Raw genomic sequence first — 14,152 nt, 5'->3', positions numbered from 1 at the left:
GCGCCCCGGCGAGAGCCAGCTCTCGCGCTCTCGCGGTATTTATCCCAATCCAAAGAGGGGCGCCTCAGCCGAGGAAGATGCCGACCACGACCAGCATCAGGCCGATGACCGACAGGAACAGCGCGCCGAGATTGAGCGGCAGGGCCTTCTGAAGCTCTGCGCGCAGCTCGGCATCGGGCAGGTTGCGGCGGCGCGCGGAGGCGACGCGGACAATGGTCCAGACAAGGCCGCCAAGCCCGGCGGCGGAGACGATCACGCCCACCCAGATCAAGATATCCATTCCGCGATCCTTTGCCGATACGACCTGGACCGCGCGGTAAAGGAGCCTGCTTGCACAGGCAACCCCTTGCCCGCCTCGCGCCCGCGCGCTACCCGGTTCGGCAATTCCCCAAGGAGGCATTCATGGACGACTCTCAGGCATCTGACGGCTACGGCGTCGCGGCGGGTGAGCTGCGGCAATTCATCGAGCGGTTCGAGCGGCTCGAGCAGGAAAAGAAGGACGTTGCCGAGCAGCAGAAGGAAGTGATGGCCGAGGCAAAGGCGCGCGGCTACGATACCAAGGTGATGCGCAAGGTGATCGCGCTGCGCAAGCGCGAGCCCGATGACATCGCCGAGGAAGAGGCGATCCTCGATATGTACAAGGCCGCGCTCGGCATGGGCTGAGCCGCGCGGGAAGGGCGGAGCGATGCGGATACTCGGAGTGGCAGCGGCGCTGATGTTTTGCGCGGGGCTCGGTCAGGCGGCGGAGTGGCGCATCCAGGCGGTGGATGGCGCCGCGGCTGGCGAAGGCGCGGCCCTGTCGCTCGATGCCGAGGGGCGGCTCTCGGGCAACACGGGGTGCAATCGGTTCTCGGGGCAGGCGGAGGTCGCGGACGGCATTCTGACAGCGGGCCCCGCGCTCGCCGCCACGAAGATGGCCTGCCTGGGCCCGCGCGCCGCGCAGGAGACCGCGATCTTCGAGATGTTGTCGGGGCCCGTGACGCTCGACGCTGATCTGGTCGGTGGCGTGGTCGTTCTGACCGGGGCCGGGCATGACGTGACGCTCGTGCCCGCCGAGTAACCTCAGAGGCTGCCGCCCATCCGCGCGCGCTCGTCTTCGAGAACCTTGGGCTTGTGCCGCGCGGCCTTCAAAGCGGCCTCTTCGTCCGCCCCGGCGAGCGCTTCCGCCGCGACCTTCGCCAGCGCGTAGGTCGGAACCTGTGCGAGCCCCTTGAGCGCCGCGCGGGCCAGGGAATGCGCTGCAAGATAGACGCTCTGCGCACCGAGAACGCCCGGACCCGAAGCGGGTGTGCCGTGAGCGATCGCGCGGCAAGCCTCGGCATCGTCCGAGAGGTATGTCCGGCAGATCATCGGGCGTGCCTCGTAGATCCGGCACATGCGGGTGTCGGGGTCGAGCGCGGGGCAGGCATCCTCCATCCATTCGCGCCCGTCGCGCTGACCTGTGAGCGGTGTCAGCGCAGCATGGACACGTCGTGCCTCGGCCTCGAGGATGACGCCGCCATCGGCGCCGGAGAGGACGCAGCACCAGGCGCAGCCGGGCGCGCAGGCGGCCGTTTCCGCGGGGTTTCCGGGTTGGGAGGTCTGGGCAGACAATTCTGCGCCGCCAAGGCGGATGGCTGGAACGCCGGCGCGGAGGGCCCGCGCCGTGGCCTCGAAACTCTCGCCGTGAGCCTCGGCGGTCTCGAGATAGACGTCGAGCAAAGCGCGGGCGCGAGCGACCGCGCCGCCTTGCCCGCCAGGCAGGCGCAGGCGCGCGAGGGCTGCGCGCAAGGCGGGCACGTCGCGGGGAGGGCGGGCCTTGGCGTTCATGGAGCGATAAAGGTCACGCCGGGCATGCGCTCGATCTCCTGGACATCGTCCTCGTAGACCTGGCTCAGCCGGTCGACGCGGGCCTCGTCCCATCCGGGCAGATCGAGTTCTTCCTCGATCTCCTCGTCCATCGCGTATTTGTCGAGGAAGGCCACCATTACCCGGCGCTTCTGGCGCTCGGTCATCGTGGGGTGCTGGTGGAGATAGGCCCGGAAGCGCTTCATGCCCTCGGGATCCATGATCTCGTGCAGAAGATCGAAGGCGCCCTTGACCTTGCGGTTGGACTCAAAGCCGCCGGCCTCACGGATGATCTGGCCCCAGATGATCGGCGTGTCCTCGTTGCACCAGCACGTCAAGGGCACATCGGGATGCGCCGTCCGCAGGCGGCGGATCAGGCCGGACCAGCGAAAGGCATCGGGGTCCGCGCCGTCAAGGAAGGTGGCGAAATCGGGAAAGTCGCCCTCGCGATAGGCCGAATGCAGGAAGCCCGAGGGATCGCGGAGGCCGAGAAACACCTCGACGCTGTCGCCCGCAAAGAGCGTCTTGATCACGTCGATGCGTTCCTCTGCCTTGCGGTAGACAACGCCGCCCTGCATGGCGAGGCGCGGCACGGAAAAGAAATTGGGATGGCTGAGGATGATCCGGTCGATCCCGCCCCAATCCTCGTCGAGAAGCCCGTCGAGCAAGACCTCGCGCGCTTCGGGGGCGGGCGTGCCGCCAGCAAGACGATGGGCGGCTTCGGAGAGGAGCGTGCGATAGCGGCTTGGCCCCGGTATCGCGACGCCAACCTCGCGCAGGAGCGGCGCGTTGCGCTGCATGGCCTTCAGGAACCGGCCCTCGTCGGTAAAATGAACACCGCTATGGAGGATGACCTGCATGGCTCGACGTCTGCCTTTCGCTTCGCTGACCGAGTATATGCCTGCCTGCGCGGAGGAAAACCGGATCCGGCGCGAAAAACGCCAGAGGCGCGCCCCTAGCGCACCACCACCTCGTCATAGCGCAGCAGGCCGAGCACATCGCGGGCGCGTTCATCGAGAAGGTCGAGATCGAGATAATCGTCCGAGAGGCGGCGGGTGAGGTTCTCCATCCGCGCGACCTCGGTCTCGAGCGCGGCCAGTTCGGTGCGGAGTTCCTGCGCCTCCACTTCGATCTCGGCGCGGCGGAAGATGCCGTAATCGCCCTGGATCGCCGCGAAGGCGAAATAGGCGCCCACGGAGATCAGGAAGGCGAAGATGAGAAGGCCGCCAAGGGCCGGACGGGTGCGTTGGGTCATCGCTCTGCCTCGAATGCGCCTCTGGCGGGCGCGTTGCCGGACGACTATGACACGCCGTCCGGGCTGAGGGAATCCCGATATTCCCGACTGTTACTCCAATGCCGCAACGCCGGGCAGGGTCTTGCCTTCCATCCATTCGAGGAACGCGCCGCCGGCGGTTGAGATGTAGGAAAACCGCTCCGCCGCGCCGGCCTTGTTGAGCGCCGCGACGGTATCGCCGCCGCCCGCGACGGAAACGAGATCGCCGGCCGCGGTCAACTCGGCGGCGTAATCCGCGGCCGCATTCGTGGCCGCATCGAAGGGCGCGATCTCGAACGCGCCGAGCGGGCCGTTCCAGATCAGCGTCTTCGCACGGTCGAGCACCTCCTTGACATGCGCGACGCTGTCGGGGCCTGCATCGAGGATCATCGCGTCGGGCGGGCAGTTCTCGGCCTTTACGGTCTCGCTCGGTGCGCCCGCCTTGAATTCGCGCGCGACGACGACGTCCCGCGGCAGGAGGATCTCGCAGCCGCCCGACGCCGCCTTCTCGGCGATCTCGCGGGCCGTGTCTGCCATGTCGTGCTCGCAAAGCGACTTGCCGACATCGATACCTTGGGCCGCGAGGAACGTGTTGGCCATGCCGCCGCCGATGATGAGGATATCTACGCGGGAGATGAGGTTCGACAGGAGTTCCAGCTTGGTCGAGACCTTCGCCCCGCCGACGACCGCCGCCACCGGACGCTTCGGATCGCCGAGCGCGGCTTCGAGCGCGGAGAGTTCGGCTTCCATCAATCGGCCCGCGCAAGAGGGCAGGTGATGGGCGACGCCCTCGGTCGAGGCATGGGCGCGATGCGCGGCGGAAAAGGCATCGTTCACGTAGACATCGCCGAGTTCGGCCATCTCGGCGGCGAGCGCTGGATCGTTCTTCTCTTCGCCCGCATGGAAGCGGGTGTTCTCGCACAAAAGGACCTGGCCGTCCGCGAGTGCATCGCTGGCGGCCTTCGCGGCGGGGCCACGGCAATCGGCGACGAAGACGACCTTGGTGCCGAACGCCTCTTCAAGTGCGGGAACGAGCGGGGCAAGGCTCATGTCGTCCACGCGCTGGCCCTTTGGGCGGCCGAAATGCGCCAGAAGGATCGGCTTGCCGCCCTTGTCCAGTATATCGCGGATGGTGGGCACGATACGCTCGATCCGGGTGGCGTCGGTGACGCGGCCATCCTCGAGCGGCACGTTAATATCGACGCGGGTCAAGACTCGCTTGCCGGCGAAGTCCATCTGATCGAGCGTTTTCCAGGCCATGCGGATCCTTTCGTTCTGACGCTTGCGCGAGGCATGGCAAGCACGAGCCCATTCGTCAACGGCTCTCGCTTGCGAGGCCTCGCCTGCAAGGCTACCTAGTGCGTGACAATGCCAAAGGGAGACGGCGCATGGCCGAGATCAAGGATCCGGAAAACACCATTCTCATCGAGCTCAAGGACGGGACCGTCACGGTCGAGCTTCTGCCCGATATCGCGCCGCAGCACGTCGCGCGCATCAAGGAGCTGGCGCGCGCCGGGGCCTATGACAACGTGGTCTTCCATCGCGTGATCGACGGCTTCATGGCGCAGACGGGCGATGTGTCGAACGGCAACGCGGAGAAGGATTTCAATCTCCGCATGGCTGGAACGGGCGGCTCGGAGCTGCCGGATCTGCCCGCGGAGTTCAGCGGCATCCCGCATGACCGGGGCACGATCGGTGCGGCGCGCAGCCAGAACCCGAACTCCGCCAACTCGCAGTTCTTCATCAATTTCAAGGACAACCACTTCCTCAACCGGCAATACACGGTCTATGGCCGGGTGATCGAAGGCATGGAACATGTCGATGCGATCACGCGCGGCGAGCCGCCTGCCAATCCCGACCGGATGATCAGCGTGAAGGTGGCCGCAGATGCGTAAACTCGTCTCGATCCTGGCGCTCGTCGCCGCGACGCCCGCTTTCGCCACCAGCCTTGCTCTCGATATCGAGGGCGAAGGAGCCAATGGCACGGTCACCATCGACCTGTTCGAGGATGTGGCGCCCCAGCACGCCGAGCGGATCGCCACGCTCGCCGAAGAGGGTGCCTATGATGACGTGGTCTTTCACCGCGTGATCGAGGGGTTCATGGCGCAGACTGGCGACGTGGAATTCGGCAAGATGGGCGGCGATATGCGTATGGCTGGTCGCGGCGGTTCGGACATGCCCGACCTTGAGGCGGAATTCTCCGACATCGCCTTCGAGCGCGGGGTCGTGGGGATGGCCCGGTCGCAATCGCCCGACAGCGCCAATTCGCAGTTCTTCATCATGTTCGAGCCGGGTCCGTTTCTGAACGGACAATACACCGTCGTGGGCGAAGTGACCGACGGCATGGACGTGGTCGACGCGATCAAGCGCGGCGAGGGCGCGAACGGTGCGGTCATCGGCCAGCCCGACCGCATCACCGAAGCGCGCCTCATCGAGTGATCCAGCGGAGTGCAGGCAGCAAGGCCGCCTGCACGCATGTTCTTGAGTGAGAGGGGGCTGGCGGCCCCCTCTGCCGTGCGGGGCACGGCATTCACCCCCGCGAGTATTTCCGGCCGGCTCATACATGAGGCGATGCCGCCTGACCCCGCGTGTCGTGTGAGCGGCCCAGGGGCAGGGCGCTCAGGCTGCGATGCCATAGCAAGGTTGGGCCGAGCGTGCGGATCCTCGCGCCCGTCCCGATCTTGAACCGCGTCAGCCCGGCATTGGCGGGGTCGATATGGCCGAGGTCGAGATCGTGGCAGCCAACCTTCGACGCCCAGCACATCGCCCGCCACAGAAGCAGTGTCATCGCATTCATGCGCTGCCCCTCGGGCGTCGTGACGGACATCTGGTAGGTGGCCGAAGGGCCGTGCCGGAGAAGGACCAGCCCCGCGATCGGGCGTCCGCCGAGCTGCGCCTCGAACAGGCGGGCCTCCCCGCGGTTAACCTTTGCCCAGGCCGAGGAGAGTGCCGGGGGCCAGCCTGCATAGCGCAGCCGCCGCGCCTGCGCGGCCTCCGCCTTCAAAAGCCAATGGTCCGGGTTCGGAGGAAGCGCGCCATGCGTCGTGGAAAGACGGCTGCGTTCGGCCGCGCTCAGGCGATTGCGCCATTTCTGCCTGAGGCCCGCGCGCATCGCGCCCTTGGGCCCAAGCTCCACAAGGGCGTGCTGGCGCGGGGCGCGCAAGGCCATCAGACCGGGGTGGCACGGACCGGTTTCGGCATTGACGAGGATCAGTCCGCCGATCGTGCGCAGCTCCTCCGGTAGGGGAGGATCGGCGCGAGACAGAAGCGTCACCCGGCCGAACGGGGTGGTGCGACCGATCAGATTCACCTCGCGGGCGCCCAGAACCCGGCGCATGACGGGCCAGCCGAGGGCGCGGGCGGCATTGTGAAATTCCGGCGATTGCTGAAGAGGCAGGTGCGTCATGGGCCGCATCTTGAGCGCGGCCCATGAAGAGCCGGTTAATCCCCGAGTTTCACCAGCGCATGCCGCTTTTTGCCCGCCGACAGCTTGACCGGCGATGCCAGCGCGCCCGCGTCGAGGACGAGGCCGGGATCGGTCAGCGGCGCATCGTCGAGCCGCGCGCCATTGTCGGAAATCAGCCGCTTGGCGTCCTTGCCCGACTTGGCAAGGCCCGCGCGCACGATGAGCTGCACGACGGAAATACCCTCCGCCATCTCGGCGCGGCTGAGTTCGAGCGTCGGTAGATCGTCTCCCGCGCCGCCCTTCTCGAAAACCTCGCGCGCGGTCGCCTTTGCGGTCTCGGCAGCCTCCGCCCCGTGACAGAGCGTCGTGACCGCGTCGGCCAGCACGATCTTGGCCTCGTTGACCTCGGCCCCGCCGAGCGCGCCGAGGCGTTCGCATTCCTCGACGGGGATCTCGGTGTAAAGCTTGAGGAACCGGCCGACATCGGCATCGGTGGTGTTGCGCCAGAATTGCCAGAATTCGTAGGGGCTGAGCATATCCGAGTTGAGCCAGATCGCGCCGCCCTGGCTCTTGCCCATCTTGCGCCCGTCCGAGGTGGTCAGGAGCGGCGAGGTCAGGCCGAAGATCTCATGGTCGAGAACGCGGCGCGTCAGATCAATACCGTTGACGATGTTGCCCCATTGATCGGAGCCGCCCATTTGCAGAAGACAGCCGTAGCGACGGTTGAGCTCCAGGAAGTCATAGGCCTGGAGGATCATGTAGTTGAACTCGAGGAAGGACAGCGATTGCTCGCGGTCGAGGCGCGACTTCACGCTCTCGAAGCTCAGCATGCGGTTTACCGAGAAATGCCGGCCGATATCGCGCAGGAACTCGAGGTAATTGAGCCCGTCGAGCCATTCGGCATTGTTGAGCATCAAGGCATCGGTCGGCCCGTCGCCATAGGTGAGGTACTTGGCGAAGACCTGCTTCATGCCATCGATATTCGCGTCGATCGCTTCGGGTGTGAGCAGGGGGCGCTCATCGGCGCGGAAACTGGGATCGCCCACTTTCGTCGTGCCGCCGCCCATCAGCGTGATCGGCTTGTGACCGGTCTGCTGCAGCCAGCGCAGCATCATGATGTTCAGAAGATGCCCCACATGCAGCGACTTGGCCGTGGCGTCGTAGCCGATATAGGTTGGCACCACGCCTGCGATGAACGCCTCGTCGAGGCCCTGGTAATCGGTGCAATCGGCGAGAAAGCCTCGCTCCATCATGACGCGCATGAAGTCCGATTTCGGGTGGTATGCCATGGTCTTTCCTTTCCGCACGGGACGGTGCGATATAAGGCTCGCAACCAGGGTTTGAAAACCGGTTTTCGAGGTGGGCGTGAGACGGGGCACAGGCAAGCCGATCTGGGCATTGGGCGCGATGTCGGGCACTTCGCTCGACGGGGTGGATGCGGCGATGCTGCTGACCGACGGGATCGGCATCGAAGCGTTCGGAGACAGTGATTATCGCGTGTATTCGGCGGAGGAGGCGCGCGTCTTGCGCGCGGCTCTGGGGCGCTGGCCGGGCGAGGCGGGCGTCGCCGAAGCGCAAGCCGTCATCGAGGCGGCGCACGAGGCGCTCCTGTCCCGGTTCGAGGGGGCCGAGATCGTCGGCTTTCACGGTCAGACGCTCGCCCATGAGCCGCGCGGACGCGGAACGCACCAGGTCGGTGACGGAGCGGCGCTCGCCGAGGCGCTGGGCTTGCCCGTGGTCTGGGATTTTCGCTCCGCCGATGTGCGGCTCGGCGGGGAGGGCGCGCCACTGGCGCCGTTCTTCCATTTCGCCTGCGCCAAGTGGATCGGGGCGGAGCGACCGATGGCCTTCCTCAATCTTGGTGGTGTCGGAAACCTGACCTGGCTCGATCCGCGCTGCGCCGCGCCCGAGGATCCCGGCGCCTGTCTCGCCTTCGACACCGGGCCGGCGAATGCGCCGCTCAACGATCTGATGATGGAGCGGCGCGGGCTGCCCTTCGACGAGGACGGCACACTTGCGTCGGGCGGGCGGGTCGTCGATGGCGCGCTCGAGCTCTTTCTCGAAGAGGGCTATTTCCTCAAGATGCCGCCCAAATCGCTCGACAGGGACGATTTCTCGCTGATGCTGGATCTCGTGCGCGAGCTCGATGACGCGGATGCCGCCGCGACGATGACCGCGATGGCGGCTGCCGCGGTCATGCAGGGGATGGAGCATTGTCCGTCCTCGCCCGAGCGGCTGCTCGTGACCGGCGGCGGGCGCAAGAACCCCGTGATGATGGGCATGCTGCGGGCCGGCCTCGATTGCCCGGTGGAACCCGTAGAGGCCGTCGGGCTCGATGGCGACATGCTCGAGGCGCAAGCCTTCGCCTATCTCGCCGTGCGCGTCATGCGCGGTTTGCCGACGAGCGGGCCGTCGACGACGGGCGTGCGCGCGGCGGTCGGCGGTGGTGAGGTGTCGCGGCCACAGGGCTGAGCTTGTCTGCGCCGTGACCCCGCGTCCGGGGCTCGCCCGGAGCCCTGACCTGCGCTAGGCTCGCCTGCAAAGGAGCTGCCCTCCCATGACCGACCGCCTTTCGGCCCGCGAGATCCTCGCGGCGCTTATCCAGTTTCCGACCGTCTCGCGCGACAGCAACCTGCCGCTGATCGACTGGGTGGAGGAGTATCTGGGCACGCACGGCATCGCGGCGCATCGACACTGGAACGAGGACCGCAGCAAGGCCGCGCTCTTCGCACATGTGGGGCCGGACGAGGAGGGCGGCGTCATTCTCTCGGGCCACACCGACGTCGTGCCGACGGACGGGCAGGACTGGACGCGGCCCGCTTTCGAACTCACAGAAGCGGACGGCAAGCTTTTCGGGCGCGGGACGACCGATATGAAAGGGTTCGACGCGCTGGCGATCTGGGCCCTCGTGGAGGCGCATCATGCCGGTGTGCGCCGGCCGATGCAGATCGCGCTCAGCTATGACGAGGAGGTCGGCTGCACCGGCGCGCCGCCGCTGATTGCGGCGATGCAGGGCGTGGTTCCGCGCGCGCGAGATGTCATCGTCGGTGAGCCGACGACGATGCAGGCGGTGACCGGCCATAAAGGCGGGATCAGCTTCTGGGTGCATGTCCACGGATTCGAAGTGCATTCCTCGATCCTCTATAAAGGCGTTTCGGCCATCATGGAGGGCGCCAAGCTCATCACCTGGGCGAACGAGGTCAACGCCGAACAGGCGGCGGCGAAGCCGTCCGATTTGGCCGCGCTCTTCGATCCGCCCTACACGAACGTGCATATCGGTCAGATCTCCGGCGGAACGGCGCATAACATCACAGCGAAGGACTGCGAGTTCGGCCTCGGCTTCCGCGTGGTTCCGGGGGAGGATCCGCTGTCCTGGCGGGAGCGGCTGCTCGACAAGGTCGCCGAGATCGAGGCGGGGATGAAAGCCATACGGCCCGAAGCCTCGATCGAAGTGGTCGATACGTTCTCGCTGCCGACCTTCGTGCCCGAAGAGGACAACAGTGCCGAGGCCCTGGTCCGCCAGTTGACCGGCGACAACGCATCGCACCATGTCAGCTACGGCACCGAGGCGAGCCATTTCCAGGCGACCGGCTACAAGGCGGTTGTCTGCGGCCCGGGCGACATCGCCGTGGCGCACCAGCCCGACGAATACATCACCGTTGCGGAATTCGAGAAGGGGCGGCACTTCATGCGCCGCCTCGTGGAGAACTTGTCGGCATGAGCTTTCCTTTCACGCTTCAGACCCCTGCCGAACATGGCGGCGTGCCGCCGGGCCGCGTCGGGATCGTGGTGATCGGCGGCGGCGTGATCGGCGTCTCGGCGGCGCTGTCGCTGGCGCGTGCGGGTCACGACGTGGCGCTTCTCGAAAAGGGGCGGATCGCGGCCGAGCAAAGCTCGCGCAATTGGGGCTGGATCCGCGTGCAAGGCCGGGACATGGCCGAGATCCCCATCGCGCAGGAAGCCCAGCGGATCTGGCAGGAGCTTGACCAGGATTGCAAGGGTCGGCTCGGCCTTGCGGAGATCGGGGTGCATTACCTCACCCGCAGCGAGAAGAGCCTGAAGAATTACGAAGGCTGGCTCGCCGAGGCGCAGGCGCATGGCGTCTCCTCGCGGATGCTGAGCCGGGCGGAGATCTCCGAGACGGTGCCGGGCGCGCAAGGCGATTGGGTCGGCGGGCTCTATACGCCATCGGACATGAAGGCCGAGCCTTGGGTCGCCGTGCCCGAATTGGCGCGGCTTGCGCGGGATGCCGGGGCACGGATCGTGGAGCGTTGCGCGACCCGTGCGCTCGAGATCGAGGGCGGGCGCGTCACCGGCGTCGTGACCGAACGTGGCCGCGTGAAAGCGGATGCGGTCATTCTCGCGGGAGGTGCGTGGTCCTCGCTCTTGCTGCGGCGGCACGGCATTTCGATTCCGCAACTCTCCGTGCGTTCCACCGCGCTCGAGACCGGGCCGCTGCCTCAGGTTACGGGCACCGCGGGGGTCGACGACCGGCTTGCCTTTCGCCCGCGGGAGGATGGTGGCTACACGCTCGCGCCCTCCACCCTGTCGGAGCTTCATGTCGGGCCGGACGCGATCCGCGCAGCGCTGAAATATATTCCCGTGCTGCGCCAGGGCGGGTTCGAGGTGAAGCTGCGCGTCCGCGCGCCCGAAGGCTTCCCCGACGCCTGGTTCACGCCACGAAACTGGGCGGAAGATTCGGCCTCGCCTTTCGAGGCGATGCGGATCCTCAATCCCGAGCCGAACCGCGCCAAGGCCGAAGACGCCGCCCGCGCCTTTGCCAAGACCTTTCCGGAGGCGGGCGAGGTCACCGTTCGCACCGCCTGGGCGGGCATGATCGACGTTCTGCCGGATGTCGTTCCGGTAGTGGACAATGTCGCCGCTCTGCCGGGTCTCACGGTCGCCACGGGCATGTGCGGGCACGGATTCGGCATCGGCCCTGCCTTCGGGCGCATCGCCGGCGCTTTGGCGACGGGGGGGGAGACCGGACACGAGATGTCCCGCTTCCGGCTCGCGCGTTTCTCGGACGGATCGAAGATGGTGCCTGGCCCGAACCTCTGACCGGGTGCGACGTGGCAGGTGCTTGCAGCTTCCGTGAGGCTGCGGCACTCTCCGGGCGACTTCCTCACCCCAAGGAGAGCCCCCATGCCGGTCAAGAACCGCTTTGCCGAGATGCATGACGAGATCACCGCCTGGCGGCGCGATCTGCATCAGCATCCAGAGATCCTGTTCGACACGCATCGCACCTCGGCCTTCGTCGCCGAAAAGCTGCGCGAGCTCGGCTGCGACGAGGTGGTCGAAGGTATCGGGCGCACCGGCGTCGTCGGCGTGATCCGGGGCCGGAGCACCGCGTCGGGCCGCACGGTGGGCTTGCGCGCGGACATGGACGCCCTGCCCATCCACGAGGCGACGGGGCTCGATTATGCCTCGAAAACCGATGGCGCGATGCATGCCTGCGGGCATGACGGACATACGGCGATGCTGCTCGGGGCCGCACGGTATCTGGCAGAGACGCGGAATTTCGACGGCACCTGCGTGGTGATCTTCCAGCCGGCCGAAGAAGGTGGCGGCGGCGGCCGGGAGATGTGCGAGGACGGGCTGATGGCGCGCTGGGGGATCGAGGAGGTCTACGGCATGCACAATTGGCCGGGGATGCCCGTCGGTAGCTTCGCGATCCGGCCCGGGGCCTTCTTCGCGGCAACGGATGTGTTCGAGATCGTTGTCGAAGGGCGGGGCGGTCATGCCGCCAAACCGCACGAGACGATCGATCCCACGGTGACGGCGGCGCAGATCGTGACGGCAACGCAAAGCATCGCCGCGCGGAACGCCGATCCGGTGGGCCAGATCGTCGTATCCATCACCTCCTTCGAGACCTCGTCGAAAGCGTTCAACGTGATCCCGCAGCGGGTGACGATGAAAGGCACCGTTCGCACGCTCGCCCCCGAGATGCGCGATCTGGCCGAGACGCGCCTGACGGAGATCGCTGAACATACCGCGCGGGCATTCGGCGCGACGGCGGCGATGGAGTATCACCGCAATTACCCCGTGATGGTCAATTCCGAGCGTGAGACGGGGTATGCCGCCGAGGCGGGCCGGGCCGTGTCCGGCGAGTGCGCGGATGCGGAGCTGGTCATGGGCGGCGAGGATTTCGCCTTCATGCTGGAGGAGCGGCCGGGCGCCTATATCCTTGTGGGCAACGGCGACAGCGCGGCGGTGCATCACCCCGAATACAATTTCAACGATGATGCGATCCCGGCGGGCTGTTCGTTCTGGGCCGAGATCGTGGAGCGGCGTTTGCCGGCCGCGTGACCCCTCGGTGCGCGGCGGGGCCGCGCGCGTCTCTGGCCCGCTGATCGTGCCGATCATCGGGCGGTGAGGGGGCTGCGAGCCCCCTCTTCGCGCCTCGGGGAGGCGCGAATTCACCCCTCGCGGGATTTTCGCCAACCCAAGGAGATGGGGCGGGCCTTGGTCCGTCGGCTTGCCCCGGGGGGGTCGCGGTTTTATATCGCCCCCGAACGCGACCGACCGGCCTCGAGGAGCGCCCGCCATGCAGACGCCCTATTATCTGATCGACAAGTCCCGGCTTTTGCCGAACATGGCGAAAATCGCCTGGCTGCGCGAGACTTCGGGCGCGAAATCGCTTCTGGCCCTGAAATGTTTCGCAAGTTGGGGCGTCTTCGACTTCATGCGCGAGTACATGGACGGAACGACCTCGTCATCGCTTTTCGAGGTCAAGCTCGGTGCCGAGACCTTCGGCAAGGAAACGCATGCCTATTCCGTGGCCTGGGCCGATCACGAGATCGACGAGGTGATGCAGGTCTCCGACAAGGTGATCTTCAACACCGCCGCGCAGCTGAAGCGCTTCGAGAGCCAGAGCGCGGGCCATGTGCGGGGCCTTCGCGTCAATCCAGGCGTGTCTACCTCCGATTTCGATCTCGCCGATCCCGCGCGGCCTTTCTCGCGGCTCGGAGAACACGCGCCCGAGGATATCGAGCCCGTGGCGGACATGGTCTCGGGCTTCATGTTCCACAACAATTGCGAGAATGCCAATTTCGAGCGCTTCGACGCCATGCTCGGCATGATCGAGCAACGCTTCGGCCATCTCATTCGCCGGATGGACTGGATCAGCCTCGGCGGCGGCATCCACTTTACCGGAGAGGGTTACCCTCTCGAGAAGTTCGCAGAGCGGCTGAAGCGCTTCGCCGGGCAAAACGAGGTGCAGGTCTATCTCGAGCCGGGAGAGGCGGCGATCACCGAATCGACGACGCTCGAGGTGACGGTGCTCGACACCCTCCATAACGGCAAGAACCTCGCCATCGTCGACAGCTCCATCGAGGCGCACATGCTCGATCTGCTGATCTATCGCGAGAGCGCGAAGATGAGCCCCGACGAGGGCCCCGAGGAATGGATGATTTGCGGCAAGTCCTGCCTTGCGGGCGATATCTTCGGCGAATTCCGGTTTCCGAAACCGCTGAAGGCGGGGGACCGGCTGTCCGTGGAGGACGCGGCCGGTTACACGATGGTCAAGAAGAACTGGTTCAACGGGGTGAAGATGCCCGCCATCGCGATCCGTGAGCTGGACGGCACGGAGCGGCTGGTCCGTGATTTCACCTACGACGATTTTCGCGCCGCGCTCTCCTGAGCGG

Annotated in this window: 16 protein-coding genes; 9 read left to right on the top strand and 7 right to left on the bottom strand. The window is 66.5% G+C overall.

Annotation, left to right across the window (positions count from 1 at the left end; all coding sequences use genetic code 11):
• Positions 1-64: 64 nt before the first annotated feature.
• Positions 65-280: a hypothetical protein gene (locus FIU91_RS14870; RefSeq protein WP_093009620.1), complete on the bottom strand. Its 216-nt coding sequence runs from the start codon at positions 278-280 to the stop codon at positions 65-67.
• 122 nt (positions 281-402) lie between these two features.
• Here FIU91_RS14870 and FIU91_RS14865 point away from each other — a divergent pair, with 122 nt between their 5' ends.
• Positions 403-663, top strand: a complete 261-nt coding sequence (locus FIU91_RS14865) for a DUF2312 domain-containing protein (protein WP_093009619.1) — start codon at positions 403-405, stop codon at positions 661-663.
• Positions 664-685: 22 nt separating this feature from the next.
• Positions 686-1,060, top strand: coding sequence for an META domain-containing protein (locus FIU91_RS14860; RefSeq protein ID WP_216651611.1), 375 nt, complete (start codon positions 686-688; stop codon positions 1,058-1,060).
• A gap of 2 nt (positions 1,061-1,062) precedes the next feature.
• Here FIU91_RS14860 and FIU91_RS14855 read toward each other — a convergent pair whose 3' ends face one another.
• The 4 genes from FIU91_RS14855 to pgk all read right to left on the bottom strand — a co-directional run bounded on the left by FIU91_RS14855 (position 1,063) and on the right by pgk (position 4,360).
• Complete coding sequence (locus FIU91_RS14855; RefSeq protein ID WP_172975021.1) at positions 1,063-1,809, bottom strand: YkgJ family cysteine cluster protein; 747 nt, start codon at positions 1,807-1,809, stop codon at positions 1,063-1,065.
• A complete protein-coding gene (locus FIU91_RS14850; protein WP_093009616.1) occupies positions 1,806-2,687 on the bottom strand; it encodes a hypothetical protein in 882 nt (293 codons plus the stop codon). Before FIU91_RS14850 ends, FIU91_RS14855 begins: the two co-directional genes overlap by 4 nt.
• 95 nt (positions 2,688-2,782) lie before the next feature.
• Positions 2,783-3,082, bottom strand: a complete 300-nt coding sequence (locus FIU91_RS14845; RefSeq protein ID WP_093009615.1) for a septum formation initiator family protein — start codon at positions 3,080-3,082, stop codon at positions 2,783-2,785.
• 90 nt (positions 3,083-3,172) lie between these two features.
• Positions 3,173-4,360: a phosphoglycerate kinase gene (pgk, locus tag FIU91_RS14840; protein ID WP_152463060.1), complete on the bottom strand. Its 1,188-nt coding sequence runs from the start codon at positions 4,358-4,360 to the stop codon at positions 3,173-3,175.
• A gap of 128 nt (positions 4,361-4,488) precedes the next feature.
• Between pgk and FIU91_RS14835 the strand changes: the two genes are divergently transcribed.
• Positions 4,489-4,995, top strand: coding sequence for a peptidylprolyl isomerase (locus FIU91_RS14835; protein WP_152463059.1), 507 nt, complete (start codon positions 4,489-4,491; stop codon positions 4,993-4,995).
• Complete coding sequence (locus FIU91_RS14830; RefSeq protein ID WP_152463058.1) at positions 4,988-5,539, top strand: peptidylprolyl isomerase; 552 nt, start codon at positions 4,988-4,990, stop codon at positions 5,537-5,539. The genes FIU91_RS14835 and FIU91_RS14830 overlap by 8 nt, the downstream gene beginning before the upstream one ends.
• Positions 5,540-5,657: 118 nt before the next feature.
• Here the strand turns inward: FIU91_RS14830 and FIU91_RS14825 are convergent, their stop codons facing one another.
• Both FIU91_RS14825 and tyrS read right to left on the bottom strand, forming a co-directional pair.
• A complete protein-coding gene (locus tag FIU91_RS14825; RefSeq protein ID WP_172975020.1) occupies positions 5,658-6,506 on the bottom strand; it encodes a GNAT family N-acetyltransferase in 849 nt (282 codons plus the stop codon).
• 35 nt (positions 6,507-6,541) lie between these two features.
• The gene (gene tyrS, locus FIU91_RS14820) at positions 6,542-7,795 is read right to left on the bottom strand and encodes a tyrosine--tRNA ligase (RefSeq protein WP_093009610.1); all 1,254 of its coding nucleotides are present in this window, start codon (positions 7,793-7,795) and stop codon (positions 6,542-6,544) included.
• Between the two features lie 118 nt (positions 7,796-7,913).
• On the opposite strand from tyrS, the gene FIU91_RS14815 reads away from it, so the two are divergent.
• The 5 genes from FIU91_RS14815 (at position 7,914) to FIU91_RS14795 (ending at position 14,148) form a co-directional block, all read left to right on the top strand.
• Entirely contained in the window at positions 7,914-8,978 is a 1,065-nt protein-coding gene (locus tag FIU91_RS14815) for an anhydro-N-acetylmuramic acid kinase (protein WP_152463746.1), read from the top strand.
• A gap of 85 nt (positions 8,979-9,063) precedes the next feature.
• On the top strand, positions 9,064-10,227 hold the full coding sequence (gene argE, locus FIU91_RS14810) for an acetylornithine deacetylase (RefSeq protein ID WP_152463056.1): 1,164 nt from the start codon (positions 9,064-9,066) through the stop codon (positions 10,225-10,227).
• A complete protein-coding gene (locus FIU91_RS14805; RefSeq protein WP_152463055.1) occupies positions 10,224-11,567 on the top strand; it encodes an FAD-binding oxidoreductase in 1,344 nt (447 codons plus the stop codon). Before argE ends, FIU91_RS14805 begins: the two co-directional genes overlap by 4 nt.
• Positions 11,568-11,651: 84 nt before the next feature.
• On the top strand, positions 11,652-12,815 hold the full coding sequence (locus tag FIU91_RS14800; RefSeq protein WP_152463054.1) for a M20 aminoacylase family protein: 1,164 nt from the start codon (positions 11,652-11,654) through the stop codon (positions 12,813-12,815).
• A gap of 238 nt (positions 12,816-13,053) precedes the next feature.
• The gene (locus tag FIU91_RS14795) at positions 13,054-14,148 is read left to right on the top strand and encodes a carboxynorspermidine decarboxylase (RefSeq protein ID WP_152463053.1); all 1,095 of its coding nucleotides are present in this window, start codon (positions 13,054-13,056) and stop codon (positions 14,146-14,148) included.
• Positions 14,149-14,152 lie beyond the last annotated feature (4 nt).

This window comes from Roseivivax sp. THAF30 (genome assembly GCF_009363575.1).
Classification (GTDB): domain Bacteria; phylum Pseudomonadota; class Alphaproteobacteria; order Rhodobacterales; family Rhodobacteraceae; genus Roseivivax; species Roseivivax halotolerans.
The sequence above is the reverse complement of the archived record's forward strand: the minus strand, read 5'-3'. Positions and strand labels throughout refer to the sequence as shown.

Excerpts from the sequence above, each read along its gene's own strand:
- FIU91_RS14870 (WP_093009620.1), bottom strand. The coding sequence starts at position 280 with ATGGATATCTTGATCTGGGTGGGCGTGATCGTCTCCGCCGCCGGGCTT.
- FIU91_RS14865 (WP_093009619.1), top strand. The coding sequence starts at position 403 with ATGGACGACTCTCAGGCATCTGACGGCTACGGCGTCGCGGCGGGTGAG.
- FIU91_RS14860 (WP_216651611.1), top strand. The coding sequence starts at position 686 with ATGCGGATACTCGGAGTGGCAGCGGCGCTGATGTTTTGCGCGGGGCTC.
- FIU91_RS14855 (WP_172975021.1), bottom strand. The coding sequence starts at position 1,809 with ATGAACGCCAAGGCCCGCCCTCCCCGCGACGTGCCCGCCTTGCGCGCA.
- FIU91_RS14850 (WP_093009616.1), bottom strand. The coding sequence starts at position 2,687 with ATGCAGGTCATCCTCCATAGCGGTGTTCATTTTACCGACGAGGGCCGG.
- FIU91_RS14845 (WP_093009615.1), bottom strand. The coding sequence starts at position 3,082 with ATGACCCAACGCACCCGTCCGGCCCTTGGCGGCCTTCTCATCTTCGCC.
- pgk (WP_152463060.1), bottom strand. The coding sequence starts at position 4,360 with ATGGCCTGGAAAACGCTCGATCAGATGGACTTCGCCGGCAAGCGAGTC.
- FIU91_RS14835 (WP_152463059.1), top strand. The coding sequence starts at position 4,489 with ATGGCCGAGATCAAGGATCCGGAAAACACCATTCTCATCGAGCTCAAG.
- FIU91_RS14830 (WP_152463058.1), top strand. The coding sequence starts at position 4,988 with ATGCGTAAACTCGTCTCGATCCTGGCGCTCGTCGCCGCGACGCCCGCT.
- FIU91_RS14825 (WP_172975020.1), bottom strand. The coding sequence starts at position 6,506 with ATGACGCACCTGCCTCTTCAGCAATCGCCGGAATTTCACAATGCCGCC.
- tyrS (WP_093009610.1), bottom strand. The coding sequence starts at position 7,795 with ATGGCATACCACCCGAAATCGGACTTCATGCGCGTCATGATGGAGCGA.
- FIU91_RS14815 (WP_152463746.1), top strand. The coding sequence starts at position 7,914 with ATGTCGGGCACTTCGCTCGACGGGGTGGATGCGGCGATGCTGCTGACC.
- argE (WP_152463056.1), top strand. The coding sequence starts at position 9,064 with ATGACCGACCGCCTTTCGGCCCGCGAGATCCTCGCGGCGCTTATCCAG.
- FIU91_RS14805 (WP_152463055.1), top strand. The coding sequence starts at position 10,224 with ATGAGCTTTCCTTTCACGCTTCAGACCCCTGCCGAACATGGCGGCGTG.
- FIU91_RS14800 (WP_152463054.1), top strand. The coding sequence starts at position 11,652 with ATGCCGGTCAAGAACCGCTTTGCCGAGATGCATGACGAGATCACCGCC.
- FIU91_RS14795 (WP_152463053.1), top strand. The coding sequence starts at position 13,054 with ATGCAGACGCCCTATTATCTGATCGACAAGTCCCGGCTTTTGCCGAAC.